This is a genomic window from Kitasatospora sp. NPDC059327 (assembly GCF_042752535.1).
Taxonomy (GTDB): Bacteria; Actinomycetota; Actinomycetes; order Streptomycetales; family Streptomycetaceae; genus Kitasatospora.
Window position 1 is genome coordinate 30,913 of the sequence record NZ_JBHYYB010000033.1, and the last position, 25,538, is coordinate 56,450.

The 25,538-nt window shown below is 74.2% G+C and carries 22 protein-coding genes; 15 read left to right on the plus strand and 7 right to left on the minus strand.

What is annotated here, in order from left to right; translation table 11 throughout:
* Positions 1-277: 277 nt before the first annotated feature.
* Positions 278-727 (minus strand): VOC family protein, encoded by a 450-nt coding sequence (locus ACFXHB_RS21170; RefSeq protein ID WP_380576137.1) that lies wholly within the window; start codon positions 725-727, stop codon positions 278-280.
* Between the two features lie 131 nt (positions 728-858).
* Between ACFXHB_RS21170 and ACFXHB_RS21175 the strand changes: the two genes are divergently transcribed.
* Complete coding sequence (locus ACFXHB_RS21175) at positions 859-1,782, plus strand: DUF4231 domain-containing protein (protein ID WP_380576138.1); 924 nt, start codon at positions 859-861, stop codon at positions 1,780-1,782.
* 221 nt (positions 1,783-2,003) lie between these two features.
* Positions 2,004-3,716 (plus strand): hydrogenase maturation protein, encoded by a 1,713-nt coding sequence (locus ACFXHB_RS21180; protein WP_380576139.1) that lies wholly within the window; start codon positions 2,004-2,006, stop codon positions 3,714-3,716.
* 117 nt (positions 3,717-3,833) lie between these two features.
* Here ACFXHB_RS21180 and ACFXHB_RS21185 read toward each other — a convergent pair whose 3' ends face one another.
* Both ACFXHB_RS21185 and ACFXHB_RS21190 read right to left on the minus strand, forming a co-directional pair.
* Positions 3,834-4,616: an MHYT domain-containing protein gene (locus tag ACFXHB_RS21185; protein WP_380576140.1), complete on the minus strand. Its 783-nt coding sequence runs from the start codon at positions 4,614-4,616 to the stop codon at positions 3,834-3,836.
* A gap of 422 nt (positions 4,617-5,038) precedes the next feature.
* On the minus strand, positions 5,039-5,479 hold the full coding sequence (locus ACFXHB_RS21190) for a VOC family protein (protein ID WP_380576141.1): 441 nt from the start codon (positions 5,477-5,479) through the stop codon (positions 5,039-5,041).
* A 159-nt stretch (positions 5,480-5,638) separates the two neighbouring features.
* On the opposite strand from ACFXHB_RS21190, the gene ACFXHB_RS21195 reads away from it, so the two are divergent.
* A complete protein-coding gene (locus ACFXHB_RS21195; RefSeq protein WP_329489192.1) occupies positions 5,639-6,073 on the plus strand; it encodes a MarR family transcriptional regulator in 435 nt (144 codons plus the stop codon).
* Between the two features lie 134 nt (positions 6,074-6,207).
* Positions 6,208-7,710 (plus strand): MFS transporter, encoded by a 1,503-nt coding sequence (locus ACFXHB_RS21200; protein ID WP_380576142.1) that lies wholly within the window; start codon positions 6,208-6,210, stop codon positions 7,708-7,710.
* A 48-nt stretch (positions 7,711-7,758) separates the two neighbouring features.
* Here ACFXHB_RS21200 and ACFXHB_RS21205 read toward each other — a convergent pair whose 3' ends face one another.
* Positions 7,759-8,277 carry a GNAT family N-acetyltransferase gene (locus ACFXHB_RS21205; RefSeq protein WP_380576143.1) on the minus strand — a complete coding sequence of 173 codons (519 nt, stop codon included), beginning with the start codon at positions 8,275-8,277 and terminating at the stop codon, positions 7,759-7,761.
* 44 nt (positions 8,278-8,321) lie between these two features.
* On the opposite strand from ACFXHB_RS21205, the gene thpR reads away from it, so the two are divergent.
* Complete coding sequence (gene thpR / locus ACFXHB_RS21210) at positions 8,322-8,909, plus strand: RNA 2',3'-cyclic phosphodiesterase (protein WP_380576144.1); 588 nt, start codon at positions 8,322-8,324, stop codon at positions 8,907-8,909.
* Positions 8,910-8,962: 53 nt separating this feature from the next.
* Here the strand turns inward: thpR and ACFXHB_RS21215 are convergent, their stop codons facing one another.
* The gene (locus ACFXHB_RS21215; RefSeq protein WP_380576145.1) at positions 8,963-9,622 is read right to left on the minus strand and encodes a TetR/AcrR family transcriptional regulator; all 660 of its coding nucleotides are present in this window, start codon (positions 9,620-9,622) and stop codon (positions 8,963-8,965) included.
* 85 nt (positions 9,623-9,707) lie between these two features.
* Between ACFXHB_RS21215 and ACFXHB_RS21220 the strand changes: the two genes are divergently transcribed.
* On the plus strand, positions 9,708-10,505 hold the full coding sequence (locus ACFXHB_RS21220; protein WP_380576146.1) for an SDR family oxidoreductase: 798 nt from the start codon (positions 9,708-9,710) through the stop codon (positions 10,503-10,505).
* A gap of 170 nt (positions 10,506-10,675) precedes the next feature.
* On the opposite strand, the gene serC is transcribed toward ACFXHB_RS21220, so the two are convergent.
* Positions 10,676-11,794, minus strand: coding sequence for a phosphoserine transaminase (serC, locus tag ACFXHB_RS21225; protein WP_380576147.1), 1,119 nt, complete (start codon positions 11,792-11,794; stop codon positions 10,676-10,678).
* Positions 11,795-11,926: 132 nt separating this feature from the next.
* A complete protein-coding gene (locus ACFXHB_RS21230; RefSeq protein WP_380576148.1) occupies positions 11,927-13,027 on the minus strand; it encodes a citrate synthase 2 in 1,101 nt (366 codons plus the stop codon).
* A 415-nt stretch (positions 13,028-13,442) separates the two neighbouring features.
* Between ACFXHB_RS21230 and pdxH the strand changes: the two genes are divergently transcribed.
* The 9 genes from pdxH (at position 13,443) to ACFXHB_RS21275 (ending at position 25,510) form a co-directional block, all read left to right on the plus strand.
* Entirely contained in the window at positions 13,443-14,075 is a 633-nt protein-coding gene (gene pdxH, locus ACFXHB_RS21235) for a pyridoxamine 5'-phosphate oxidase (RefSeq protein ID WP_380576181.1), read from the plus strand.
* Between the two features lie 192 nt (positions 14,076-14,267).
* Positions 14,268-14,453, plus strand: coding sequence for an FxSxx-COOH cyclophane-containing RiPP peptide (fxsA, locus tag ACFXHB_RS21240; RefSeq protein ID WP_380576149.1), 186 nt, complete (start codon positions 14,268-14,270; stop codon positions 14,451-14,453).
* A gap of 133 nt (positions 14,454-14,586) precedes the next feature.
* Complete coding sequence (locus ACFXHB_RS21245) at positions 14,587-15,927, plus strand: TIR-like protein FxsC (protein WP_380576150.1); 1,341 nt, start codon at positions 14,587-14,589, stop codon at positions 15,925-15,927.
* Complete coding sequence (fxsT, locus tag ACFXHB_RS21250) at positions 15,917-19,933, plus strand: FxSxx-COOH system tetratricopeptide repeat protein (protein ID WP_380576151.1); 4,017 nt, start codon at positions 15,917-15,919, stop codon at positions 19,931-19,933. The genes ACFXHB_RS21245 and fxsT overlap by 11 nt, the downstream gene beginning before the upstream one ends.
* 78 nt (positions 19,934-20,011) lie before the next feature.
* On the plus strand, positions 20,012-21,184 hold the full coding sequence (locus ACFXHB_RS21255) for an FxsB family cyclophane-forming radical SAM/SPASM peptide maturase (RefSeq protein ID WP_380576152.1): 1,173 nt from the start codon (positions 20,012-20,014) through the stop codon (positions 21,182-21,184).
* Between the two features lie 3 nt (positions 21,185-21,187).
* The gene (locus ACFXHB_RS21260) at positions 21,188-22,216 is read left to right on the plus strand and encodes an aKG-HExxH-type peptide beta-hydroxylase (protein WP_380576153.1); all 1,029 of its coding nucleotides are present in this window, start codon (positions 21,188-21,190) and stop codon (positions 22,214-22,216) included.
* A 235-nt stretch (positions 22,217-22,451) separates the two neighbouring features.
* Entirely contained in the window at positions 22,452-22,628 is a 177-nt protein-coding gene (locus ACFXHB_RS21265) for a hypothetical protein (protein ID WP_380576154.1), read from the plus strand.
* Positions 22,629-22,875: 247 nt separating this feature from the next.
* Positions 22,876-23,061: an FxSxx-COOH cyclophane-containing RiPP peptide gene (gene fxsA, locus ACFXHB_RS21270; protein WP_380576155.1), complete on the plus strand. Its 186-nt coding sequence runs from the start codon at positions 22,876-22,878 to the stop codon at positions 23,059-23,061.
* A 61-nt stretch (positions 23,062-23,122) separates the two neighbouring features.
* Entirely contained in the window at positions 23,123-25,510 is a 2,388-nt protein-coding gene (locus tag ACFXHB_RS21275) for an FxsB family cyclophane-forming radical SAM/SPASM peptide maturase (RefSeq protein WP_380576156.1), read from the plus strand.
* Positions 25,511-25,538: the final 28 nt, after the last annotated feature.

Sequence of the window (25,538 nt, forward strand, 5' to 3'; positions counted from 1 at the left end):
GCCGCCGCCGGGGCGGCGCCGCGTGCGGGGTGGGCCCGGCGGGCCGCGGTTCCCGCCCCCGCCCCGCCCCCCGCCCCCCGGGCCGGCGGGGGCCCGCGCGCGCGCGCCCCCCCCCCCCCCCGGCCAGATCGGTGGGTCCCAGGCGATGTCGGCGCGTCGGAAGGCTGGTGGGGGCACTGGTTCGAGTGCCTCGCGGTCGGATCGAGGTGGACGCCCGATGACAACTCCGGAGTGGGAAGTCGGACCCGCCGACTTCCCGCTCCGGCCCGGCGGACGGCTACTGCACGCAGAACTCGTTGCCCTCGGGGTCGGCCATCACCACGTGTTCGCCGCCGGGCTCCTTGACGTGGCGCAGGGCGGTGGCGCCGAGGGTCTCCAGGCGGGCCACGGTGGCGTCGCGGGCGGCCGGGCCGGGGTGGAGGTCGAGGTGGAGGCGGTTCTTCACCGTCTTGGGTTCGGGTACCTGCTGGAAGAGCAGGCGGTGGCCGAGGCCGGTGTCGCTGACGGGGTCGAAGGGCTCGTCGGGGTGGCGGACGGCGGCCAGGGCGCGGAAGGCCTGGTGGCCGTCGATCTCGGTGAGGAGGTCGGGGGTGACCGCGCCGGCCGACAGGAGTCGCTCGATCAGCGTGCTGTGGTCCTCGATCCGGTACTCCAGGGCGGCGGCCCAGAAGGCGGCCTGGCGGTGCGGATCGGCGCAGTCGACGACGAGCTTCCAGTGCAGAGGCATGTAACCGGTTATAACGGGTGCCACCGGTGTGATCAATCACCGACGTGAAGAATCTGTCAAGAATGGGCCTGTGTAGGGCAGTTGGTGGTGGGCATACTGCCTGGACGGGAGACGGGGAGGGGGCTCTACCGATGGTGCAACAGGATCCGCCCGGGGGAGACGAGGCGAAGCTGCTGCCGGAGCTGTTCCGGACGGCTGACCAGGCCTCGTTGGACGGTCAGCGCGAGACGCTGCGCTGGTACCGGGGGCTGATCGCGATGCTGGTGGTCGCCGCGGTGGTCGGTTCACTGCCGGGGCCGGAGCACCGGGGGGACAGCGACATCACACCGCTCTTCTCGGTGGTGGCGTTCCTGGTGGCCGGCTACTTCTGGTCACGGCTGCGCCGCAGCAACCCGCAGGGGCGGTGGTACGAGGCGCGGGCGGCGGCCGAGTCGGTCAAGACGCTCGCCTGGAAGTACTCGATGCGGGCCCGGCCCTTCGACGGCGAGGCGCGGTCGGCGGAGGTGGACCGCGGCTACCTGCTCCAGGTGGAGGACGTGATGCACGCCTTCGAGGACCCGGAGATCGTGCCGCCGGGCTCCGTCCCGGAGATCACCGAGGAGATGCGCCGGGTGCGGGCCGACAGCCTGGTCGCGCGCCGGACGCTCTACCTGCGCACCCGGGTGGAGGGCCAGCGCACCTGGTACCGGTCGCGGGCCGAAGCGTGCGAGACGCAGGCGGTCTCCTGGGGGCTGGGGATCGCCGCGCTGATCATCATCGGGGCGGCGGCGGCGATCGCGCAGGCGGTCGGCGCGCTGCCGGTGCACGTCTTCGGCGCCAGTTCGGCGGCGGCCGCCTCGGTGATCGCCTGGACCCAGCTGAAGCAGCTGCGTCCGCTGGCCGCCGCGTACCAGCTGGCCGCGCGCGAGCTGGAGAACGTCGGCAACCAGCTCTCCGACCTCGACCTGAAGGCCCCGGACGCCGAGGCGCGGTGGGCCCGGCTGGCCGCCGAGGCGGAGGACGCGGTCTCGCGCGAGCACACCACCTGGCGGGCCAGGCGCGCGTTCCCCCGGTGAGCCCGGTGACGGGCGTCCGGGTGACCGGCCGGGCCGGCGCCGGTTCGACGTGGAATCGGGAGGTCGTGGGGAGATCGGGCGAAGCGTACGGGATGTCGTCGGCACAGGTGTGCAAGGTGGGTGAGGGTCGGCGGGGGAAGCCCCGTCCGTAATCGTTACGTGTCCATGCCCTGGTTTCATCGCCTCCGCGCACGACGTAAGTCACTGCCCGGAGGCCCCCTTTGCGCGTTCTTCTGATCGCCACCGCGTTCAACAGCCTGACCCAGCGCGTCCACACCGAACTCCGCGAGCGCGGTCACGAGGTGGCCGTGCAACTCGCGCTCGGCGACGAGCCGGTCCGGGCCGCCGTGGCCCGGACCGACCCCGAGCTGATCATCTGCCCGATGCTCACCAAGGCGATCCCGGCGGACATCTGGTCGACCCGGACCGTCCTGATCGTCCACCCCGGCCCGAAGGGCGACCGAGGCCCTTCCTCGCTCGACTGGGCGATCACCGAGGGCGCCGAGCGGTGGGGCGTGACCGTCCTCCAGGCGGTGGCGGAGATGGACGCCGGTGACATCTGGGCGTCGGTCGACTTCCCGGTGCGGGCCTGCGGCAAGAGCGAGCTCTACCGCGGCGAGGTCGCGGACGCCGCCGTGGAGGCGGTGCTGCTGGCGGTCAGCCGCTTCGAGGGCGGGCTGTTCACACCCGAACCGCTGGACTACGACCGGCCCGACGTCCTCGGCCGGCTGCGGCCCTTCCTCAGGCAGGAGGACCGGCGGATCGACTGGTCCGCCGACGACACCGCCACCGTGCTGCGCAAACTGCGGGCCGCCGACTCGCAGCCGGGCGTGCTCGACGAGCTCCACGGACGCGAGTACTTCCTGCACGGCGGGTACCCCGAGGACGAGCTGCGCGGCGCCCGGCCCGGCGCGGTGATCGCCAAGCGGGACGGCGCGATCTGCCGGGCCACCGTGGACGGCGCGGTCTGGATCCCGCAGCTGCGTCCGCGTCGGACGCCCGGCGGGCCGGCCACCTTCAAGCAGCCGGCCGCGACCGTGCTCGCCGACCACCTGCACCGGGTCCGCGAGGTGCCGGTCACCCCGGTCTCGGCGGCCGGGCGGGACACCTGGGCGGAGATTCGCTACCACGAGCGGGACGCCGTCGGCTTCCTCGAATTCTCCTTCGCGGGCGGGGCGATGAGCACCGATCAGTGCCGCCGTCTGCTGGCCGCCTACCGGGAGGCGGCGGACCGGCCGACCTCGGTGCTGGTGCTGGGCGCGGCCCGGGACTTCTTCTCCAACGGCATCCACCTCAACGTGATCGAGGGGGCCACGTTCCCGGCGCTGGAGTCCTGGGAGAACATCAACGCGATGGACGACCTGGTCGAGGCGGTCCTCACCACCACCGACAAGCTCACGGTCTCCGCGCTGGCCGGGAACGCCGCCGCCGGCGGGCTGATGCTGGCGATCGCCGCCGACGAGGTCTGGTGCCGCGAGTCGGCGGTGCTCAACCCGCACTACCGGCTGATGGGCCTCTACGGCTCCGAGTACTGGACCTACACGCTGCCCCGCCGGGTCGGTGCCGAGCAGGCCGAGCTGCTGACCACGCGGACCCTGCCGGTGGGCGCGCCCCGGGCCGCGCGGCTGGGCCTGGTGGACCGGACGGCGGGCGGCGACGCGGCCGGGTTCCGGGACTGGGTGGAGCGCGAGGCGGCCCGGCTGGCCGGGTCCCCGGAGCTGACCGGCCGGTTGGTGGAGAAGAAGCGCCGCCGGGCCGAGGGCGAGGAGACCGGGACGCTGGCCGACCACCGGACGCGGGAGCTGCGGCGGATGCACCGCAACTTCTACCGGGACGGCGAGCCGTACCACCGACTGCGGCGCGACTTCGTGCACAAGGTCTGCCCGGTGGCCACGCCGGAGCACCTCACGGAGCCGCTCGGCCGGCCGGAGTGAGTGCGGTTCACCCGGGGTGAGCGTGGTCCGCCCGGGCTGAGCGTGGTCCGGCGGGGGTGCGCGCGGTTCCGGCGGGGGGTGTCGTGCCGCGGCCGGCACCCCCGCCGGACCCGGCGTTCAGCGCCCGCGCGGGGCCAGCGGGGCGGCCCGGCCGACCAGGACCGGCTGGGCGTTGACGGTGCCGCGGCTCGGCGAGACCGCGAAGGCCAGCGAGCCGAAGAAGATGTAGCAACCCAGCCCGACCACCAGCGGGAAGATGAACTGGAGAGCCATCACACCGCCCTGGGTGCCCTGCGCGGCGTCCAGCCGGACGGAGACCGCCGCCATCCCGGTGTAGTGCATGGCGCACACCGCGACGCCCATCACGGGCGCGGCGGCCAGTACGGCGACGGTGCCCCTGATGTTCAGCGCGGCCCAGAGCGCGGCCGTCGCCGCGAAGATCGCGATACCGACCGAGAGACCCACCGTGGTGTGGTCGTAGCCGAGGTGGCCGGGCAGGACCATCGCGGCCATGCCGAGGTAGTGCATCGCCGCCACCCCGAGCCCGGTGGTCAGTCCGCCCGCGAGCAGCGCGGTGCGGCGGTGGCGGCTGTGGCCGACGGTGAAGATGCCGAGGCCGACCACCGCGATCGCGACGATCAGGCTGAGCACGGTCAGCCCCGGGCGATAGGTGATCTCGACCCCGGTGACGGAGAAGCCGAGCATTGCGATGAAGTGCATCGACCAGATGCCCGCGCCGAGCGACGTCGACGCGAACAGCAGCCAGTAGGTCCGGGTGCGGCCCGACGAGACCAGCGCCCAACGGGCGCTGCGCAGGGCGACGAAGGCACCCAGACAGGCGACGAAGTACGAGACCGCCGGCGTCACCCAGCCGAGGTCGGCATGGTGGATCTCACCCACGAGGAACTCCCTGGACGGGTTGGGGGAGGACTGACGCCAGGCATCGGGCGGACCCGTCGGCCGGGAAGCGGCCGGTCGTGAAGGACGGCAGTGCCGGGACGCGGGACGTGCGGCGTCGTGGTCGGTCCTGCCCGGGGTAGACCTGGCGTGTGGTGCCCCTGACAACGGGCGACAGTAACCACTACCGATGAGTCGCACAATGTTCGGTCATTTGGTGAAATCGCAGGTCAGGGGCGGTCTTCACGTGACCGGCAAGATCTCGCCACCAAGCTCTGACGCCGCCTGCGCATGCACACCCGGCCTGCGCATGCGTGCCGCGGGGCGGTCGCGGCGGGGGTGCGGCGGGGGTGTGGGGCGGTTGCGGCGGGGTCGTGGGGCGGTCGCGAGGAGGTGGTCGACGGGCCTGTCGCGACCGCGCGCCGTCACTCCAGGGGAGCTAGTCCGAACGGGTGGCCGGCCGGGTCGATCAGCACCTTGAGCGTTCGGCCGTGCTGGTACTGCGGCTCGGTGGCGCCGAGCGCCAGGGCCCGGGCGGTGGCCTCCTCCAGGTCGTCGACGTAGAAGTCCAGGTGGAAGTGCTTGCTGCCGTCGGGCTCGGTCCACGGTTCGGGCCGGTACCCCGTGACCCGCCCGAACCCGAGCGGGCTGCCGCCCTCGGGGTTGTCCAGGATGGCGAAGCGTTCGTCCACGTGCCTGGTCTCCCACCCGAGCAGCTCGCCGTAGAAGGCGGCCAGCGCGACCGGGTCGGCGCAGTCGATGGTGACCATGGCGAGGCGGGCGAAGCCGGTGTCGTTCTGCTCGGTGGCGAGGTCGGACATTTCTGGTCGGCCCTTCTGCTGCGGGGTGGGTGGGAAACCCGTCATGACCAGCATCGCGCCCGGCGCGCTGTGCGGCGCGGCAAGTCGGCCCGGGCGCGGGGTCGCGCCCCGGCGGTCCGCGAGGTCCGGCGGCCCCGCCGGGGGTGCCCGGGTGTCCCCGCCTGGCAATTTTCCTTAGCGAGAGTAATGACGTAAGCTAAATACATGCCCGAGATGTCCGAGCAGGACCTCGCAGCCGTCAGTCAGCTGCGGTCGTCCACCATGCGCCTCTCCCGTCGCCTGCGTCACCAACGGGTCGAGGAGTCGCTCAGCCCTACCGAGATGGGGGTGCTGGGCACCCTCGCACGCTGCGGGAAGGCCACGCCGGGTGAGCTCGCCCGGAAGGAGCACGTACAGCCGCCCTCGATGACCAGGATCGTCGCGATGCTGGAGGAGAAGGGCCTGGTGCGGCGGGAGCCGCACCCGGAGGACCGCCGGCAGGTGGTCGTCAGCAGTACCGAACAGGCGGAGGTGATCCTCGCGGAGAGCCGCCGCCGGCGCAACGCCTGGCTCGCGGAACTCGCCGAGGGTCTCGACGAGGAGGAGTGGGCCGCCCTGAGGGCGGCCGCGCCGGTGCTCTACAAGCTCGCACACCTGTAAGACACGCTCTGGGCCCAGCAGTTCCGGTCAGCCGCCGGAGGACGAAGGAGAACCGCATCACCGCAGCACCGACCACCGAAACCAGGAGCGCGACGACCCCCCGCCGGGTCGTCGCGCCGCGAGGGGAGAGCACCGTGACACCGCCGGCCGCAGCCAGCGCCGCCATCCGCACCGACGACCCGACCACCGAACCCGCCGCGGCCACCGCCACGGCCGCCGACGCCTCGGCACCCGCCCCCGCGGGGCTGCCCGGCAACGGCGACGACGACCCCGACGAACGCACCGCGGCGGTCACCCCCGCCGCTCAGGAATCCCCGACCGGAGCCCGCTTCACCCGGCCCGGAGGGATGTTCTCCTCACTGCGCGTCCGCAACTACCGCTACTACTTCGCCGGCCAGGTGGTGTCCAACACCGGTACCTGGATGCAGCGGATCGCCCAGGACTGGCTGGTCCTCAGCCTCACCGGCAGCCCGCTCGCGGTCGGCATCACCACCGCCATGCAGTTCCTGCCGATGCTGCTGCTCGGCCTCTTCGGCGGTGTGCTCGCCGACCGGATGCCCAAGCGCCGGCTGCTGATCTACACCCAGGGCGCGATGGGCCTGCTCGCCCTCGGGCTGGCCGTGCTGACCATCGGCGGCGTGGTGACGCCGTACTACGTGTACGCGTTCGCGCTCCTGCTCGGCCTCGTCACGGTGGTGGACAACCCCACCCGGCAGGCCTTCGTCTCCGAGATGGTCGGTCCCAAGGACCTCGCCAACGCGGTCAGCCTGAACGCCGCCAACTTCCAGACCGCCCGGCTGGTCGGCCCCGCCGTCGCGGGCCTGCTGATCGCCGCGGTCGGCAGCGGCTGGGCCTTCGCGGTGAACGCGCTCTCCTTCGCCGCCGTGATCGGCGGGCTGCTCGCCATGCGGACGGGCGAACTGCGCCCGACCGCGCCGATCTCCCGCCAGAAGGGGCAGCTGCGGGAGGGCCTGCGCTACGTCAAGGAGCGGCCCGAGCTGCTCTGGCCGATGGTGCTGGCCGGGTTCATCGGCACCTTCGGGTTCAACTTCCCGACGCTGCTCTCCGGTTTCGCCTACGACACCTTCAAGGTGGGCGCCGGGCAGTACGGCCTGCTGAACACCGCGATGGCGGTCGGCTCACTGGCCGGGGCGCTGCTCGCGGCCCGGCGCGGCGCGCCCAGGCTGCGCCGGCTGGTCGCCGCCGCGCTGGCCTTCGGTGCCCTGGAGGTGCTGGCCGCCTTCGCGCCCGGCTACTGGTCCTTCGCGCTGCTGCTGACCCTGATCGGGGTGTTCGGGCTGAGCTTCAACACCTCGGTCAACTCGATGCTCCAGCTGGCCACCGACCCCGCGATGCGGGGCCGGGTGATGGGCCTGCTGGTGCTGGTCTTCACCGGCGGCACGCCGATCGGCGCCCCGGTGGTGGGCTGGGTGACGGCCTCGTACGGGCCCCGGCTCGGGCTGTTGGCCTGCGGGTTGGTCTCGGCGCTGGCGGCCGGTGTGATCGGCCTGGTGCTGGCCCGCAGCGCGGACCTGCGGCTCCGGTTCGATCTGCACCCGGGCCGCGGCGGCCGGGTGGTGGCCTTCGTGCCGCGCACCGTGGTCCCGGCCAAGTCCGAGCTGGCCGCCGCCTGCTGACGGACGGTCGGCCCCGGGCGCGCCGCGCGGTGCGCCCGGGGTGCGGGGTCAGAGCCGGATCTCCAGGATCTGGCCCCGCCAGGGCTTGCCCTTGTACTCGGACTCGAAGGACTCGGTCTCGGTGAAGCCGAGCGCGCGGTACTGGCCGACCAGGCGGCGGTCCTCGCTCGCGTAGCAGTCCACCCGGACCAGGCCGATGCCGCGCCGGCGGGCCTCGTCGACGGCGTCGGCGATCAGCGCGGCGCCGATGCCGGAGCCCTTCAGGGCGCGGTCGGTGACCAGGTTGCGGATGTACAGCTCGCGCTCGTCGACGGGGGTGGCGTACGCGTTGGCCTGCTCCGACAGGACGCAGCAGCCGATGGCGCGCCCCTCGTCGTCCGTCGCGAGCCGGATCAGGAACTGCTCGGCGGTGTAGCCCTCGATGCGGTCGATCATGGCCGGGGTGGTGCTCCAGGGCTGGTCGCCCCACTGGTCGGCCCGGCCGTGCGCGGCGAGCCAGGCCACCGCGCCGTCGAGCAGCGAGAGGATGTCGGCGGTGTCGGCGGGGCCGCCGGTACGGATCTTCATGAACAGGTTCTAGCCCAAACCGTCCGGCGGGGGAAGATGGCCCCATGAGGCTCTTCGTGGCGGTGTCGCCGCCGGTGGAGGCGGTGCGGGGGCTGGCCGACGCGGTGGCCCCGGTGCGTGGTCTGCCGGGGGCGGACCGGTTGCGCTGGACGGCCGTCGAGGGCTGGCACCTCACCCTGGCCTTCCTCGGCGAGGTGCCGGTGGAGCGGCTGCCGGAGCTGGAGAGCGGGCTGGCGGCGGTGGCCCGGGTGCACGCCGCGCACCGGCTGCGGCTCGCGGGGGCCGGGCGGTTCGGCGAGCGGGTGCTCTGGGCCGGGGTGGAGGGCCAGGCGTGGGCGTTGCGGCGGCTCGCCGAGGCCGTGAACGAGGCCACCGCGGAGGTGGTCGGCGAGGTGGACGCGTTCGGCTTCCACCCGCATCTGACCCTGGCCCGGGCCGGCTCCTCCCGGGGCCACCGGCGGGCGGTGCGGCGGATGGCGGCGGCCGAACTGGACTCCCTGGTGCTGGCGCTGGACGAGTACCGGGGGCCTGAGTGGGAGGCCGCGGAGCTGCTTCTGATGAAGAGCGAGCCGGACGGCGGCTTCGCGCACTACGGGACGGTCCGCTCCTGGCCGCTGGCCCGCTGGAGCTGACGCCCGCGGGGCCGGGCCGCGCCCGTCGGTGGGACCGGCCCGCCGCCCGTCGGTCAGGGCCAGACCCGCATCGCGTCGGCGGCCACCCGCTCCAGCTCGGCCCGGCCGGCGCCGTCGCGGGCCCGCTGGGACATCCCCTGCAGCACGGTGGCGGTGAACTGCGCCAGCGCCGCCGGATCGGCTTCGGCGGGCTCGTGGCCGGCCGCGACGTCCGCCCGGATCAGTGACTCCAGCGCGCGGAGGTTGGCGGTGCGGATCGCCCGGACCGCCCGGTCGACCTCGGGCGAGGTGCAGTTCACGGTCGAGCTGATCAGCAGGCAGCCCCAGGGGTGGTCCGGGTCGGTGGCCTGGGCGGCGGCCTCGCGCAGCATGCGGGCGATGCCGGCCCGGGCGGTGGGCTCCTCGGCCAGCGCGCGGGTCGCGTACGCCCCGTGGCCGCCCTGGTAGCGGCTGACGACCTCCTCGAAGAGCGCCCGCTTGTCGCCGAAGGCCGCGTACAGGCTCGGCGGGCGGATGCCCATGGCGGCGGTGAGATCGGCGACCGAGGTCGCCTCCCAGCCGCGCTCCCAGAACAGTCGCAGGGCCTGCTCCAGGGCGGCCTCGCGGTCGAAGGAACGCGGGCGTCCGCGCTGCGGGGTGCGGGGTTGCGCGGGCGTGGCCGCGGGCGTGGCCGCGGGCGAGGCCGGGACGCGGGCGGCGGGGGTGGTGGCCATGCCGGTCATTCTATATCGACCACTACAGAAACTCTGGTACGGTTCCTTTCATTAGCGACCGCTACAGAATTGAGGGGGCGTAGCCATGGGCGCGCTGACGGGCAGGACGGCACTGGTGACGGGCGGCAGCCGGGGGATCGGGCGGGGCATCGCCGAGCGGCTGGGGCGGGACGGCGCACTCGTCGCCGTCCACTACGGCGGCAACGCCGAGGCGGCGGCGGAGGTCGTGGAGGCGATCGGGCGGGCCGGTGGGCGGGCCTTCGCGGTCGGCGCCGAGCTGGGGGTGCCCGGCGACGCCCCGGCGCTCTGGGCAGCCTTCGACGAGGCCCTGGCCGCGCACGGCGGCGGCGCGGGCCTGGACATCCTGGTCAACAACGCCGGGGCCGGTCAGCCCGGGCGGATCCACGAGGTGACCGAGGCGGAGTTCGACCGGGTCTTCGCGGTGAACGCCAGGGCGCCGTTCTTCGTCGTCCAGCATGGCCTGGGCCGGCTGCGCGACGGCGGCCGGATCGTCAACGTCTCGTCCGGGGTCACCCGGGTCGCCTTCCCGGCGGCCGTCTCGTACGCGATGACCAAGGGGGCGCTGAACACCCTGACCCTGACCCTCGCCGAGGAGCTCGGCGAGCGCGGGATCACCGTCAACGCGGTGCTGCCGGGCGTCGTCGCCACCGACATCAACCCCTGGCTGGCCGACCCGCGGGCGCGGGAGCGGGTGGCCGCCTACTCGACGTTCGACCGGGTCGGCGAGGCGGCCGACGTGGCCGACGTCGTGGCCTTCCTGGTCTCCGACGACGCCCGCTGGATCACCGGGCAGAACCTGGACGCCAGCGGCGGATCGAACCTCGGGGTCCAGCCGCCGGCCGGGCGCAGGTACGCTCGATGACCGTGGACCCCAAGACTCGTATGCGTATCGTGACCGGTGCCCTGGTGCTGCTGCTGGTGGTCGTGCTGATCAGCTCGGTCGTCGGCAGGTAGCGCGACAACGGCGTGAGGGCCACCGCCCGCGGGCGGTGGCCCTCACGCGTGGGCCGGCCCGTTCGGCCGGCCGGCGGCTCAGAGCCGCTCGACCACGTAGTCGACGCAGGCGGTGAGCGCCTCGACGTCCGCCGGGTCGATGGCCGGGAACATCGCGACGCGCAGCTGGTTGCGGCCGAGCTTGCGGTACGGCTCGGTGTCGACGATGCCGTTGGCACGCAGTGCCTTGGCGACGGCCGCGGCGTCCACCGCGTCGTCGAAGTCGATCGTGCCGACCACCTGGGAGCGCTCGGCCGGGTTCGCCACGAACGGGTTGGCGAACGACGACTTCTCGGCCCAGCCGTACAGGCGGGACGAGGAGTCGGCGGTCCGGGCGACCGCCCAGTCCAGCCCGCCGTTCCCGTTCAGCCACTCCAGCTGGTCGGCCAGCAGGAACAGGGTGGCGATCGACGGGGTGTTGTACGTCTGGTCCTTCGACGAGTTGTCGATGGCCGTCGGCAGGTCGAAGAACGGCGGGATGTAGCGGCCGGAGCCGGCGATCTCGGCGGCGCGCTCCAGGGCGGCCGGGGAGAACGTCGCCAGCCACAGGCCGCCCTCGGCGGCGAAGGACTTCTGCGGGGCGAAGTAGTAGACGTCGGTCTCGGTGATGTCGACCGGCAGGCCGCCGGCGCCCGAGGTGGCGTCCACCAGGACCAGCGAGCCCTGGTCGGCACCGGCCGGACGGCCGATCGGCATCGCGACGCCGGTGGAGGTCTCGTTGTGGGTGAGCGCGTAGACGTCCACGCCCGCCTCGGCGACCGGCAGCGGGTGGGTGCCCGGGGCGGTCTTGATCACGGTCGGCTCGCCCAGCCAGGGGGCCGCCTTGACCGAGGAGGCGAACTTGGAGGAGAACTCACCGAAGTCGAGGTGCTGGGACTTCTCCCGCACCAGGCCGAAGGCCGCGATGTCCCAGAAGGCGGTGGAGCCGCCGTTGCCGAGGACCACCTCGTACCCCTCGGGGAGGGAGAAGAGGCTGCTCACGCCCTCACGCACGCGCTTGACCAGGTTCTTCACCGGGGCCTGGCGGTGCGAGGTGCCGAGCAGGGAGGTCTCGGTGGCGGCGAGGGCACTCAGGGCCTCGGGGCGCACCTTGGACGGGCCGCAGCCGAAACGGCCGTCTGCGGGCTTGATGTCAGCGGGGATCTGGATCTGAGCCACGGGCGGCAGCCTACCGGCCGCCCCCGCCACAGCGGTACGCCGGTCCGCCCGCTGAGATGCGATCTTCACGGCCGCGAGCTGCGGAAACAGCGGGTCCGGCGGAGTGTCGGACCCGCTGCCCACCAGCGGTTTTCAGTGCGCGATGGCCCCGTAGCCCTCGATGTCGCGCGGGCTGCGCGCGTTCGGGCCGATGTAGCGCGCGGCGGGGCGGACGAGCCGGCCCGTGCGCTTCTGCTCCAGGATGTGCGCCGACCAGCCGGCGGTGCGCGCACAGGTGAACATCGAGGTGAACATGTGCGCCGGCACCTCGGCGAAGTCCAGCATGATGGCGGCCCAGAACTCGACGTTGGTGGCCAGCACGCGGTCGGGGCGGCGGTTGTGCAGCTCCTCCAGCGCGGCCTTCTCCAGCGCCTCGGCGACCTCGAAGCGCGGCGCGCCGAGCTCCTTGGCGGTGCGGCGCAGCACGCGGGCGCGCGGGTCCTCGGCGCGGTAGACGCGGTGGCCGAAGCCCATCAGGCGCTCGCCCTTGTCCAGCGCGTTCTTCACCCAGGCCGTCGCGTCGCCGGTGCGCTCGATCTCCTCGATCATGCCGAGCACCCGGGACGGCGCGCCGCCGTGCAGCGGGCCGGACATCGCGCCGACCGCGCCGGAGAGGGCGGCCGCCACGTCGGCGCCGGTGGAGGCGATGACGCGGGCGGTGAAGGTGGAGGCGTTCATCCCGTGCTCGGCGGCGGACGTCCAGTAGGCGTCGATGGCCTTGACGTGCTTCGGGTCGGGCTCGCCGCGCCAGCGGATCATGAAGCGCTCGACGACCGTCTCGGCCTTGTCGATCTCGCTCTGCGGGACCATCGGCAGGCCCTGGCCGCGGGCGGACTGCGCCACGTAGGAGAGGGCCATCACGGCCGCGCGGGCGAGGTCGTCGCGGGCCTGCTCGGCGGAGATGTCGAGCAGCGGCCTGAGGCCCCAGACCGGGGCGAGCATGGCGAGGGCGGACTGCACGTCCACCCGGATGTCGCCGGAGTGGACCGGGATCGGGAAGGGCTCGGCGGCGGGCAGGCCCGGGTTGAACTTGCCGTCCACCAGCAGGCCCCAGACGTGGCCGAAGGAGACGTGGCCGACCAGGTCGTCGATGTCGACTCCGCGGTACCGCAGGGCGCCGCCTTCACGGTCGGGTTCGGCGATCTCGCTCTCGAAAGCGACGACTCCCTCAAGCCCGGGTACGAAGTCGGACATACGACGGCTCCTTCAGCTCTGCGATCGGCGGTCCGCCGTGGTGGGGCGGTACGCCAGTGACCGATGGTGGTTGGCACTCGGTGCCAGCGTGACAGGCACGGGGTGCATTGCGCCATACACCACAGTGGTGATGTTTCCCGCAGGACCGCTCGACCTTCACCTGAGGGCCGGTCGTGCCCGGCGAATCTCCGGAATCAATCATCGGTTTCCGGACATTTGCCTGTAGCTCGGGCGGTCGAACGGTGGCGAGACACCTTATCTCCCACCGGGGTTTGTCCGGAGGTAGCGGTGCCGGTTGCTTGTCGTACGGGATGATGTTGACGTGCAGACCCCGGAACGCGCCCAGTCGACGCCCCCGAGCCCCGCCACCCGGATCCTGGCCGAGGAGGCCCGGCCCGGGCCGGACCTGACCGTGATGCGCGAGCACTACGCCCACGAGGGCCTGGTCGAGGAGCTGGTCGCCGCCGACCCGATCGCCCAGTTCACCCGCTGGTTCCACGAGGCGGACGACGCCGGGGTGGTGGAACCGAACGCGATGGTGCTCTCCACCGCCGACGCCGGGGGCCGGCCGAGTTCGCGGACGGTCCTGCTGAAGGGCTTCGACCGGCGCGGCTTCGTGTTCTTCACCAACTACGGCTCCCGCAAGGGCACCGAGCTGGCCGCCAACCCGCAGGCGGCCCTGCTCTTCCCGTGGATCGTGCTGGCCCGCCAGGTGATCGTGCAGGGCCGGGTCGAGAAGGTCGGCCGGGACGAGACCGCCGCCTACTTCCGCACCCGTCCGCACGGCTCCCAGCTCGGGGCCTGGGCCAGTGAGCAGTCCAGCCCGGTCGGCAGCCGGGAGGTGCTGGAGCAGCGGTACGCGGAGCTGGAGCGCCGCTACCCGGAGGGCGAGGGGGTGCCGGTGCCGCCGTTCTGGGGCGGGTACCGGGTGGTCCCGGAGAGCGTCGAGTTCTGGCAGGGCCGCGCGAACCGGCTGCACGACCGGCTGCGCTTCCTCGCCGACCCGGCGGCGGCGACCGGCTGGCGGGTGGAGCGGCTCTGCCCGTGACGCCCGGCCGGGTGCCCGGGCGGCCCCGCCGCCCCCGGGGGCCCGCGGCGGCGGACCGGGGAAAGCGCCGGGCGCGGCGCCCCCCGCGCACCTGATGACCCGTCATGCCCGGGTGTAGGATGCGCGTCGCGGACCGGGACCGACTCCCCGGGCCACCGGCCCGGCGGGCCGAGACGATCGAATGAGGGACTGATGGGCGTCACCAGCGCGGAAACCGCCGCCGGACTCGGCTCTGACCTGGTCGACGTCACCGCCCTGCCGCTGGACGAGATCGACGCCCTGCCCGACACCGTCCTCGGCGACCTGCTGCGCCGGGTGGTCTCGGACGTCCTGACTCCCGGTGCGGAGCCGGTCGCGGCCTTCCAGTCGGCGCTCTAGGGCAGGACCGGGGGCGCGCCGCCGGAGCCCGCGCCCACCAGCTTGGCCAACTGCCGGGCGCCGCCGGTGGAGTTCACGACATGCTGGGTATGACAGCAGCGCAGTCGCGGCACCGTCGGCCCCGGGGGGATCAGTGCGGCCGTACTTCTTCTTCAGCTACGCCCGGCGGGACTACGAGGCCGGGGACGCCTTCGTCGACCAGTTCTTCAACGACCTGCGGGACGAACTCGGCCGGATCGAACCCGCCGCCGGCGCCGACGAGCTCGCCTACCGCGACACCGAGGGGCTGCGCCTGGGCGACAACTGGGAGCAGCAGCTCGCCCAGATGCTGGCCCGCTGCCGGACCATGGTCGCGCTCTACTCGCCCGCCTACTTCGCCAGCCTCTACTGCGGCAAGGAGTGGACGGCCTTCCGCGGCCGGGTCCGCCGGCACGAGGAGCTGGCCGGCGAGGTCGTGCCGGCCCTGATCCCGGTGCTGTGGGAGACCCTGCCGGGCGAACTGCCGGACGAGGTAAGGAAGATCCAGTTCGTCCAGCAGGGCATGGGCGACGCCTACGCCCGCTCCGGCCTGCGCGACCTGCTGCGCACCGACCCGCTGGGCCCCGACTACCGGCTGGTCGTCCGGGTGGTCGCCGAGCGGATCCGGGACGCCGCCGCCCGGCGGCTCGGCGAACTGCCCGAGTTCGACCTCGGCGCCGTCCGCGGCTACTTCCCGGTGGTGCCGGCGATCCGCCCCGCGCCCACCGCCGGGATGGTCCGGCTGTTCATCGCCGCCGGCCGCTCCTCCGACGCCGCGGCCGCCGCCGGGGCGGGCGGCGCGTGCCGCGGCGGCTGGTACGGGGCCAAGTCGTGGCAGTGGGCGCCCTACCACCCGCCGACCCAGCCGCCGCTGGCGGTCCGCGCCCAGCAGGTGATCACCTCCGCCGGGCACACCACCACGTTGGAGGAGATCGGGCCCGGTCTCGGCGAGCGGCTCGACCGGGCCCGGGAGGACAACCAGGTCAGCGTGCTGCTGGTGGACCCGTGGATGGCCGGCAGCGAGGTCTACCGCCCGGCCCTGCGCGAGTACGACGACCAGAACCACCCCGTCACCGGCGTGATGGTCCCGGCCGGGACGGACGACCCGCCGGCCGGCCCGGAGCGCGACGCGCTGTGGACCGGCGTGCGCGGCGTGTTCCGCCGCAACTGGTTGCGCCGGAGCGACCTGGAGCACTTGTTCCGCGTCGCGGTGGGCCGGGAGAGCTTCGACACCGACCTCACCATCATGGTGACGGTCGCTCAGAACAAGCTCATGGACGACAACTTCGATTGGGGGGACGATGACGACGGCGCCGCCTTCGGCTTCGGCCCCGACGGGGAGGACGCCGCCCCGGTGATGCCCGGACTGGCCGTCCCGGCCGGGCCGCCGGGACCGCGCCGCAGCCCGGACGGGACGGCAGTGCCGTCGAGGAGGGAGCAGGACGATGTTCGCTGAGCCCGGCGCAGACCCGGAGCGGACCGGACCGGGATCGGTCGTCACCTTCTACTCGTTCAAGGGCGGCACCGGCAGAACGATGGCGCTGGCCAACGTCGGCTGGATCCTGGCCAGCCGGGGCCTGCGCGTCCTGGTGGTCGACTGGGACCTGGAGGCTCCGGGCCTGCACCGCTACTACCACCCGCTGCTGGTGGATCCCGAACTGCACGCCACCGACGGCCTGATCGACCTGCTGCGCGCCTACGTCAAGCAGGCGCTCCCCAGCGTGGCCGGCCCGGGCGGCGGGCTCGCCCCCGCCGCCTGGCTCGACGAACCGGGCCGGCTGGGCGGCTACATCTGCGGCCTGGCGCTCGACCTGCCGCCCGGCGGCCGGCTGGACTTCCTGCCGGCCGGGCGGCAGAACGCGGCCTACCCCGCCGCCGTCACCAGCTTCAACTGGCGCAGCTTCTACCACGGGCGGGACATCCGGGGCGGCGAGTTCCTGCGCGAGCTGCGCGACCGCTGGGCCCGGTCCTACGACTACGTGCTGATCGACAGCCGCACCGGGGTCAGCGACACCTCGGGCATCTGCACCGTCCTGATGCCCGACTCCGTCGTCGACTGCTTCACCTTCAGCGCGCAGAACATCCGCGGCGGCGTGGACGCGGCCCGCACCATCGCCGAGGCCGATGAGCGGGCCATCCGCGTCCTGCCGGTGCCGATGCGGGTCGAGGACGCCGAGCAGGAACGCCTCGAAGCGGGCCGGGACTACGCCCGCGAGGCGTTCGCGCCCTACCTCGGCCGCTGGCTGTCCGCCGAACGCCGGGCGGCCTACTGGAGCGACGTCGAAGTCCCGTACAAGCCCTTCTACGCCTACGAGGAGGTGCCCGCCACCGTCGCCGACCGGCCGCAGGAGGCGCGCAGCCTGCTCAACGCCTTCGAACGGCTGGCCGGCTGGATCACCGACGGCCGGGTCCGCACGCTGCGCCCGCTCACCGGCGAGGCCCGCCGCCGGCTGTACGGGGCCTACCTGCGCTCCACCCGCACCATGCCCCGGCAGGTCTTCGTCAGCTACGCCCCCGAGGACCGGATGTGGGCGGAGTGGGCCGCCGCCACCCTCACCGGCTTCGGCTACCAGACCTCGCTGCACAACGCCGCCGAGCCGTACCCCGGCGGCCGCCCGCCGGAGGCCGCCGGCCCGCTGGACGGGCAGGGCCGGCTGCTCGCCCTGCTGTCGCCCGAGTACACCGCGCTGCCCCGCGCGGTCGAGGCCTGGCAACTGCTCAGCGGTCACGAACTCAGCTCCGGCTCCCCGGCGTTGGTGGCGCTGCGGCTGCAGGACTCGGACGAGCCGGTGCCCCGTCCGTTCGTCGGCCGGGCCGTTCCCGACCTGGTCCGCTCCTCGGCCGTGCTCGCCGAGTCCCAGTTGTACAGCGAGCTCGGGCCGCCGCCCGGCAGCGTCCGCCAGCCGGACGGGGACAGCGGTGAGTTCGCGGCCCCCGCGCGGTTCCCCGGCACCGCGCCGCAGATCCAGGAGGCGCCCTCGCGCAACGCCTCCTTCACCGGGCGCGGCCGGCTGCTGGAGCTGCTCCGCAACCGCTTCACCGGCGGCCCCACCGCGGTGCTCAGCCAGGTGCTCTACGGCTTCGGCGGCGCCGGCAAGTCGCAGATCGCCGGCGAGTACGCGCACCGCTTCAAGGCCGCCTACGACGTGGTCTGGTGGGTGCCCGCCGAGGAGCCCGCCAACATCCCGCAGAAGCTCGCCGAACTCGCCCCCCGGCTCGGCGTGCAGAGCAGCGACGACGTCGCCCACACCGCCGCCGCGGTGCTGGACGCGCTGCGCCGCGGCGAGCCGTACCGCCGCTGGCTGCTGGTCTACGACAACGCCGGCACTCCCGAGGAGCTGGCGCCCTGGCTGCCGGCCGGCTCCTCCGGCGGACACGTGCTGATCACCTCCCGCAACCAGGGCTGGTCCAAGCACGCCGGTCTGGTCGAGGTCGACGTCTTCACCCGGGAGGAGAGCGTCCGGCTGCTGCGGCGCTTCAACTCGGGCCTCGCCCCGGAGGACGCCGACCAGGTCGCGCACCGGCTCGGCGACCTGCCGCTCGCCGTCGGCCAGGCCGCGGTCTGGCTGCAGGAGACGTCGATGCCCATCGCCACCTACCTCGAACTGCTCGACGAGGAACTCACCGAGATGCTGGAGCGCACCCGGCTGCGCACCGCCGAGTACCCGCACTCGGCGGCGGCGACCTGGCGGATCTCGGTCGAGGAGCTGCGCCGGCTGAACGCCCCCGCCGCCCAGATCCTGGAGATCTGCGCGTTCTTCGGGCCCGACGCCATCCCGATGCGGCTGCTCTACAGCCGCGCCGTCACCCACGCGCTGCGGCTGCCGCCGCGCGCGCCCCGCGACAAGCTCGCGATCGGCGAGTTCCTGCGCGCCATCAACCGGTTCGGACTGGCCCGCACCGACCAGGGCAGCGAGACCATCACCGTGCACCGGCTGGTCCAGGCCGTGCTGCGCGACCAGGTCGGGGAGGAGCAGCGGGCCGGGCTGCGGGCGGTCGTGCACGCCGCGCTCGCCACCGCCAACCCCGGCGACCCGGACATTCCCGCCAACTGGCCGCAGTACGCGGAGCTCCTGCCGCACCTGTGGCCCTCCGGCGCGGCCGGCAGCGGCGACGAGGACGTCCGGCAGTGGATCATCGACTCGGTCCGCTACCAGTGGAAGCGCAGCCTGCACGAGTCCGGCCGCGACCTCGCCGAGCGGACCCTGGAGATCTGGCGGCAGCAGGACTACGGCGGCCCCGGTTTCGACGCCGAGAACGACGCCCAGACGCTGATGCTGCGCACCCAGCTCAGCAACATCCGGCGCTCCCAGGGCGCCCTCCACGAGGCCTACGAGATGGACCAGGACATCCTGGACCGCTTCACCGCCACGCTCGGCCCGGAGCACTCGCACACCCTCGCGGTGGCCAACAGCCTCGGCGCCGACCTGCGCTTCCTCGGGCGCTACGAGGAGGCCCGGGCCCGCGACCGCAAGACCCTGGACGCGGCCCGGCGCACCCTCGGCCCCGACCACCCGCGCACCCTCATGATCACCAACAACCTGGCGGTGTCCGACTACCTCGCCGGTGACCGCCGGGCCGCCCTGGAGCGCCACCGCAGCAACTACCTCCAGCAGCGCGACGCGCTCGGCGCGCACAGCCTCTACGCGCTGTCCTCCGCCTCCAACTACGCCCGCGACCTGCGTGAGACCGGACGGCTGCGGGAGGCGCTGGAGCTGCTGGAGGAGACCGTCCGGATCTACCAGCAGACCATCGGCGACGGCCACACCGACACCCTGCGCGCCCGCAAGAACCTCGCCGTGGCGCTGCGCCGGGCCGGCCGCTACCCCGAGGCGCTGGAGATAGACGAGGACATCTACCAGCGCTACCTGGACATCAACGGCGCCGAGCACCCGGACACCCTGGCCGCCGCCACCAACCTGGCCAGCGACTTCAGCGCGCTCGGCGACACCGACCGGGCGATCCAGCTCGCCGAAGGCGCCCTCGCCCGCTACCGGGACTACCTGGGCGGCGACCACCCGGTCACGCTGGCCGGCGCCAACAACCTCTCCGTCTACCTGCGGCTGGCCGGCCGCACGGCGGAGGCGCGGGAGCTGTCCGGCCGCACCCTGGCGCAGTTCCGGACCGTCCTCGGCGACCAGCACCCGTACACCCCGATCGCGATGATGAACCACGCCAACGACCTCGTGCTGTCCGGGGAACCGGCGGCGGCGCTGGCCTTCGAGGAGCGGGCGGCGCCGCTGATGGCCGAGACCCTCGGGCCGGACCACTACGACGCCATCGGGGTGAACTCCAACCTGTCGCTGTCGCTGGCCGCGGCGGGGGAGGGCGAGCGCGCGGCCCAACTGCGCGGCGACTGCGTCCGCCGGGCCCGGCAGACCCTCGGCGAGGAGCACCCGACCACGGTGGCGGTCAAGGCGGGGCTGCGGCTGGACTCCGACATCGAGCCGCCGTCGGTGTGACACCGGCCGGCCGCGCGGGCCGGGCCGGTGGTGCCGGCCCGGCGGGCGGACCGCCGGCCGGCGGCTAGGCTCGCGGGCATGGTGCCGTTCCGCCAGTTCCTGCTCAAGGTCCACAGCCGGTGCAACCTGGCCTGCGACTACTGCTACATGTACGAGGCGGCGGACCAGAGTTGGCGCCGGCGCCCGCGCCGGATGGAGCTGGCGACGGTCCGCCGGACGGCCCGGCGGATCGCCGAGCACGTGGCCGACCGCGGCCTCGACGAGGTCGCGGTGATCCTGCACGGCGGCGAGCCGCTGCTCGTCGGCGCCGCCCATCTGGACGCGGTGCTGGCGGAGTTGGCGCAGGTGGCGCCGACGGTGCGGTTCAGCCTGCAGACCAACGGACTGCGGCTGCTGGACGAGCCGGCGCTGCTGGACGTGCTGCACCGCCACCGGGTCGCCGTCGGGGTGTCGCTGGACGGCGCCGCCCCCGACCACGACCGGCACCGGCGGCTGCCGTCCGGCGGGGGCAGCTGGGCGCGCACGGCCGAGGCGCTGCGGCTGCTGGGCTCGGCGGCCCACCGGGAGCTGTTCGCCGGGCTGCTCTGCGTGGTGGACCTCGCCGCCGACCCGGTCGCCACCTACGAGGCGCTGCTGGAGTTCGCGCCGCCGCGCGTCGACCTGCTGCTGCCGCACGGGACGTGGGCGGCCCCGCCGGCCGGGGTGCGCCGGGCGCTGCCGACCGGCCCGCCCTCGGGCCGGGACGCGGCGCCCTACGGGGAGTGGCTGATCGCCGCCTTCGACCGCTGGTACGGCGCCCCCCGGCGGGAGACCGGGGTCCGGCTCTTCGAGGAGCTGGCCGTGCTCCTGCTCGGCGGGCGGGCGGCCAGCGAGGCGGTCGGGCTGGCGCCGGTGGACCTCGTGGTGGTCGAGACGGACGGCGCGATCGAACAGGCCGACAGCCTCAAGGTGGTGGCCGACGGAGCCGCCGGAACCGGCCTGGACGTGTTCCGGCACGGCTTCGGCGAGGCGGCCGCGCACCCGGCGTTCCGCGGCCGCCAGCGCGGCCTCGACGGCCTCGGACCGGTCTGCACGGCCTGCCCGCTGGTGCGGGTGTGCGGCGGCGGCCTGTACGCGCACCGCTACCCCGGCCCGGCGGCCGGGGGCGGCTTCGCTCACCCGTCCGTGTACTGCGCCGACCTGGACCGGCTGATCCGCCACATCGCGGGGAGGCTGCGGGCGGACACGGCCGGTGCCAAGCGAGGAGGATGACCGGTGGTTGGTACGGGTGGGCCGGGCGCGGACGGACTGCCCCGGCACGGGGTGGACCGGGCGACGTTCCGGGCGATCGCGGCCGCGCGCGGCGGACCGGAGGCCGTCCGGCTGCTGCGCTCCGGGCAGCTGAGCAAACGCGCGCTGCTGTTGCTGGCGCTGCGGCGGGCGGCGCCCGAGGACGCCGGCTACCGCGCGGCGTACGCCGAGGTCCGGGCCTCGCAGCGGACGGACCGGGCCCGGTGGGAGGAGGTCCTGCTGCGGCCGGAGCTGGACGCCTGGGCGGCCGACAGCCTGCGGGCCCGCACGGCGGGCGAGGCCGTCCGGCTGGACGCGCTGCGGGAGTTCCTCCGGCCCCCGGTGGCCGAACCGCTCCGGCTGGAGTGCGACGGGCTGCGCTGGGCCCCGGCGGTCGATCACGCGGGGCAGCGCCGGGTCGACTACGGGCGGCCGCCCGCCGGGCCGCTGGACGCCCGCGAACTCGCCTCCTGGCACACCGCTTTGGCGGACGCCTGGCGGATCCTGGTGCGCCGCCACCGGCCGTACGCGGAGGCGGTCGCGGCCTGCGTCACCACGATCGTCCCGCTGCGTCCGGCCCCGGGCGGCGAGGCGGTCAGTGCCGCCGCGCGCCGGGCGTACGGCGCGGTGGCGGCCTCGCTGCCGGGCGATCCGGTGCTGCTCGCGCTCGCTCTGGTGCACGAGTTCCTGCACCTCCAACTCGGCGCGCTGCTCGACCTCGTCCCGCTGCACCGGCCCGACGGCGCGGCCGTCCACCACGCCCCCTGGCGGCCCGACCCGCGCCCGGTCGGCGCCCTGCTGCAGGGCACCTACGCGCACCTGGGTGTCGCCGACTTCTGGTGCGCCGAGCGGTCCGGTGCGGCGGAGGGCGGCCGGGCGGCCGAGGAGTTCACCCGCTGGCGCGGGCACGCCCTGGCGGCCGGTACTACCCTGCTCGGCAGCGGGGGGCTCACCGCGCACGGCCGGGAGTTCACCGAGGAACTCCTCGGGGCCGTGCGGGGGTTGGGACGCTAGAATGCGGACACGGCCGGGCCGGTCGGGAACGCGACCGGCGCCCGGATGAATTCCCCCGGTGCCGACCGTGCCGGGAACCCAATTCACCGCAACGCGGCCGTCCCGCGGGCAGTACATTGTGAATTACCGCGGAAATGAGCCGGGGGAAGCCCCATTGACGACCGGTCAGGTGGCCGCCTGACCGTCATGGGACTCCCCCCGAGAGCACCGGTCTCTACACAGGAGGGGTACTCCGATGCACCAGCCTACCCAGAACCAGGACCGGCCCCCGGTGGCGCCGGTGCCACCGCGCCGCCAGGCCCTGCTGCGACGGGCGTTCGACGCGATGGTCGTCGCGTCCTGCGCCGGGACGGCCGGGGCGCTGAGCGCCCAGGTCACCGCGAGCCTCTGGGGGTACGCCGTCGGACGTTGAGTCGAGGTCGTTCCGCCGGGCCGGGACCGGCCCGGCGGAAACGGTTCGGCGCGCGCCACGGCGAAGTGCGCGACCGCCGGACGGGTGATTTCTGGGGCCTTCGGGCGCCGCCACAGGCCGTCGACCGGCCGGGGAGACCAACTTGAGACCGCAAGGTGCCGCGCGGACGTCGGCTGGGTACTACATTGGTCGCAATCGGGTGGCTTACCCACCCTCGGCAGGTTCTAACCGCGCCTAAGGAACGAATATGACTCCGGTAATCAGCACCAGGCCAGGCACCGAACTGACGGACGCTCAGGCCCCGGACCGAGGACCCTCGCTCGCCGAACTCGCCGCCCTCGGCGCGGAGGAGCTCGCCGCCCGGCTGCGGCGCGCCCTGCCCGGCGCCGAAGCCGGCCGGGTCGCGGTCGCCGCCTTCAATTCCTCGATCTGACCGGTCCGGGAACAACGGGCCGGAATTCCACCGGACCGCACCCGAATTCAACAGACCTACGATGAAGCGAATTCCGCTGCCTTTCTCGCAATTCGTGGTGAAGGTGCACAGCCGGTGCGACCTCGCCTGCGACCACTGCTACGTCTACGAGCACGCGGACACCAGTTGGCGCACCCGGCCGAAGGTCATCGGCGACGAGGTGCTGGCCAAGGCCGCCGAGCGGATCGGCGCGCACGCGGCCGCGCACCGGCTGTCCGCCGTCCGGGTCGTCCTGCACGGGGGAGAACCCCTGCTCGCCGGCCCGGACCGGCTCCGGCGCGTGGCCGGGGCGCTGCGGGCGGCGCTGCCGCCGGGCTGCGCCCTCGACCTGCGCATCCACACCAACGGCGTGCTGCTGGACCGCGCGTTCTGTGCCCTGTTCGCCGAGACGGGGATCGGGGTCGGCATCTCGCTGGACGGCGACCGGGCCGCCAACGACCGGCACCGCCGCTTCGCCGACGGGCGCAGCAGCCACCCCCAGGTGCTGCGGGCCGTGGCGCTGCTGAGCGAACCGGAGTTCCGGCACCTCTTCGCCGGCCTGCTCTGCACCGTCGACGTCGAGAACGACCCGGTGGCCGTCTACCGCGCGCTGGCCGAACTCCAGCCGCCCGCCGTCGACTTCCTGCTGCCGCACGCCACCTGGGACGACCCGCCGAAGCGCCCGGCCGGGCGGGGCGGGACGCCCTACGCGGACTGGCTGCTCACCGTCCACGACCGCTGGGAGGCGGACGGGCGGCCGTTCGCCGTGCGCACCTTCGAGTCGGTGCACCGGACGCTGCGCGGGTTCACCAGTCTCACCGAGTCGCTCGGCCTGGAGCCGTCCGATCTGGTCGTGCTGGAGACCGACGGCACCTTCGAACAGGTGGACAGCCTCAAGACGGCCTACGACGGCGCCCCCGCGACCGGCTTCGACGTGTTCGCGCACAGTCTCGACGACGTCGCCCGGCACCCGGGCATCGCCGCCCGCCAGTCCGGTCTCGACGGCCTCGGGCCCACCTGCCGGGCCTGCCCCGTCGTGCGCACCTGTGGAGGCGGCCTGTACGCCCACCGGTATCGGAGTCACGATGGTGGCGGCGGCTTCGACAACCCGTCCGTCTACTGCGGGGACCTCATGACGCTCATCAACGGCATCACGGCACGGAGCGGACCGGTCGTCGTGCCGGCCCAGGCGGCCGCGCCGGTCGCGCCGGCGGCACTCGCCCCGGCGCAACTCGACGAACTCGCCCGCGGCTACGGCGGCGCGGACACCGTGCGCGCCCTGGCCCGCTCCCAACTCGCGCTCACCCGGGCGATGCTGGCAGCCGCCTGGGACGCCTCGGGGCAGGGCCGCCCGGAGGCGTGGTCCCTGCTGTCCGAGCTGGACGCCGCCGCCCCGGACGCGGTCGACACCGTCCTCGCCCATCCGTACGCCCGCGCCTGGGCGGCCCGGCAGCTGGCCGGTGACCTCGGGACCGGGCTGGGCCCGCTGGCGGGCCTGGCGGCCGCGGCGGCCGTCCGGGCCGGGCGGGGCGACGCCGTCGCCGTGCCGGTGCGCGGCGGGTGGCTGCACCTGCCCACGCTCGGGCGGATCGCCCTGCCCGACGGCGAGGCGGTCGTCACCGGCCTGCCCGGCGGCCTCACCGTGCGGGCGGCCGACGGCTCGGTGCGCACCGCCCTGGACGAGCCGCTGCGCGCCGTCCGGCTGGCGGGGGGCTGGAGCGTCGCCCTGGAGGACGTCGACCCGCTGCGCGACAGTCACGACCACGCCGTGGCGGAGCGGCTGCCGGACGGCGAGCTGCTGCACTGGACCGGCGCGCTGCGCGAGGCCTGGGAGCTGCTCGGGCACGACCTGCCCGGGTACGCGGACGGCATCCGGGCGGGCCTGCGGGCGGTCACCCCGCTGCGGCCCGGACCGGCCGGACGGGACGTCAGTTCGGCGGCCCGGCAGGCGTTCGGGGTGGTCGCGATCGCCCGGCCCGCCACCGCGCCGACCCTCGCGCTGCTGCTCGCGCACGAGTTCCAGCACGTCAAGCTCGGTGCGGTGCTCGACCTGCTGGACCTGTACGACCGCGACGACGACGCGCTGTACCTGGCCCCCTGGCGGCCCGACCCGCGGCCGCTCGAAGGGCTGCTCCAGGGTACCTACGCCCATCTGGCGGTCACCGAGTACTGGGGCACCCGCACCCTCGCGTACGACGGTCTGCCGGGGGAGGCCGCCGACCGGGCCCGGCTGCAGTTCGCGCTCTGGCGGCGCTACACCGCGGAGGCGGTCGAGCGGCTGGCCGGGTCCGGTTCGCTGACCGGGCTCGGGCTGCGCTTCGCCGACGGGATGCGGACGACGGTCGCCCCGTGGCTCGCCGTGGCGCTGCCCGCCGCCGCCGAGCGGGCGGCCGACCTGGCCCGGGAGGAGCGCGCGATGGCCGGCGGCTGAGCCCTTCCGTCCTCGTCGCCGGCCAGCC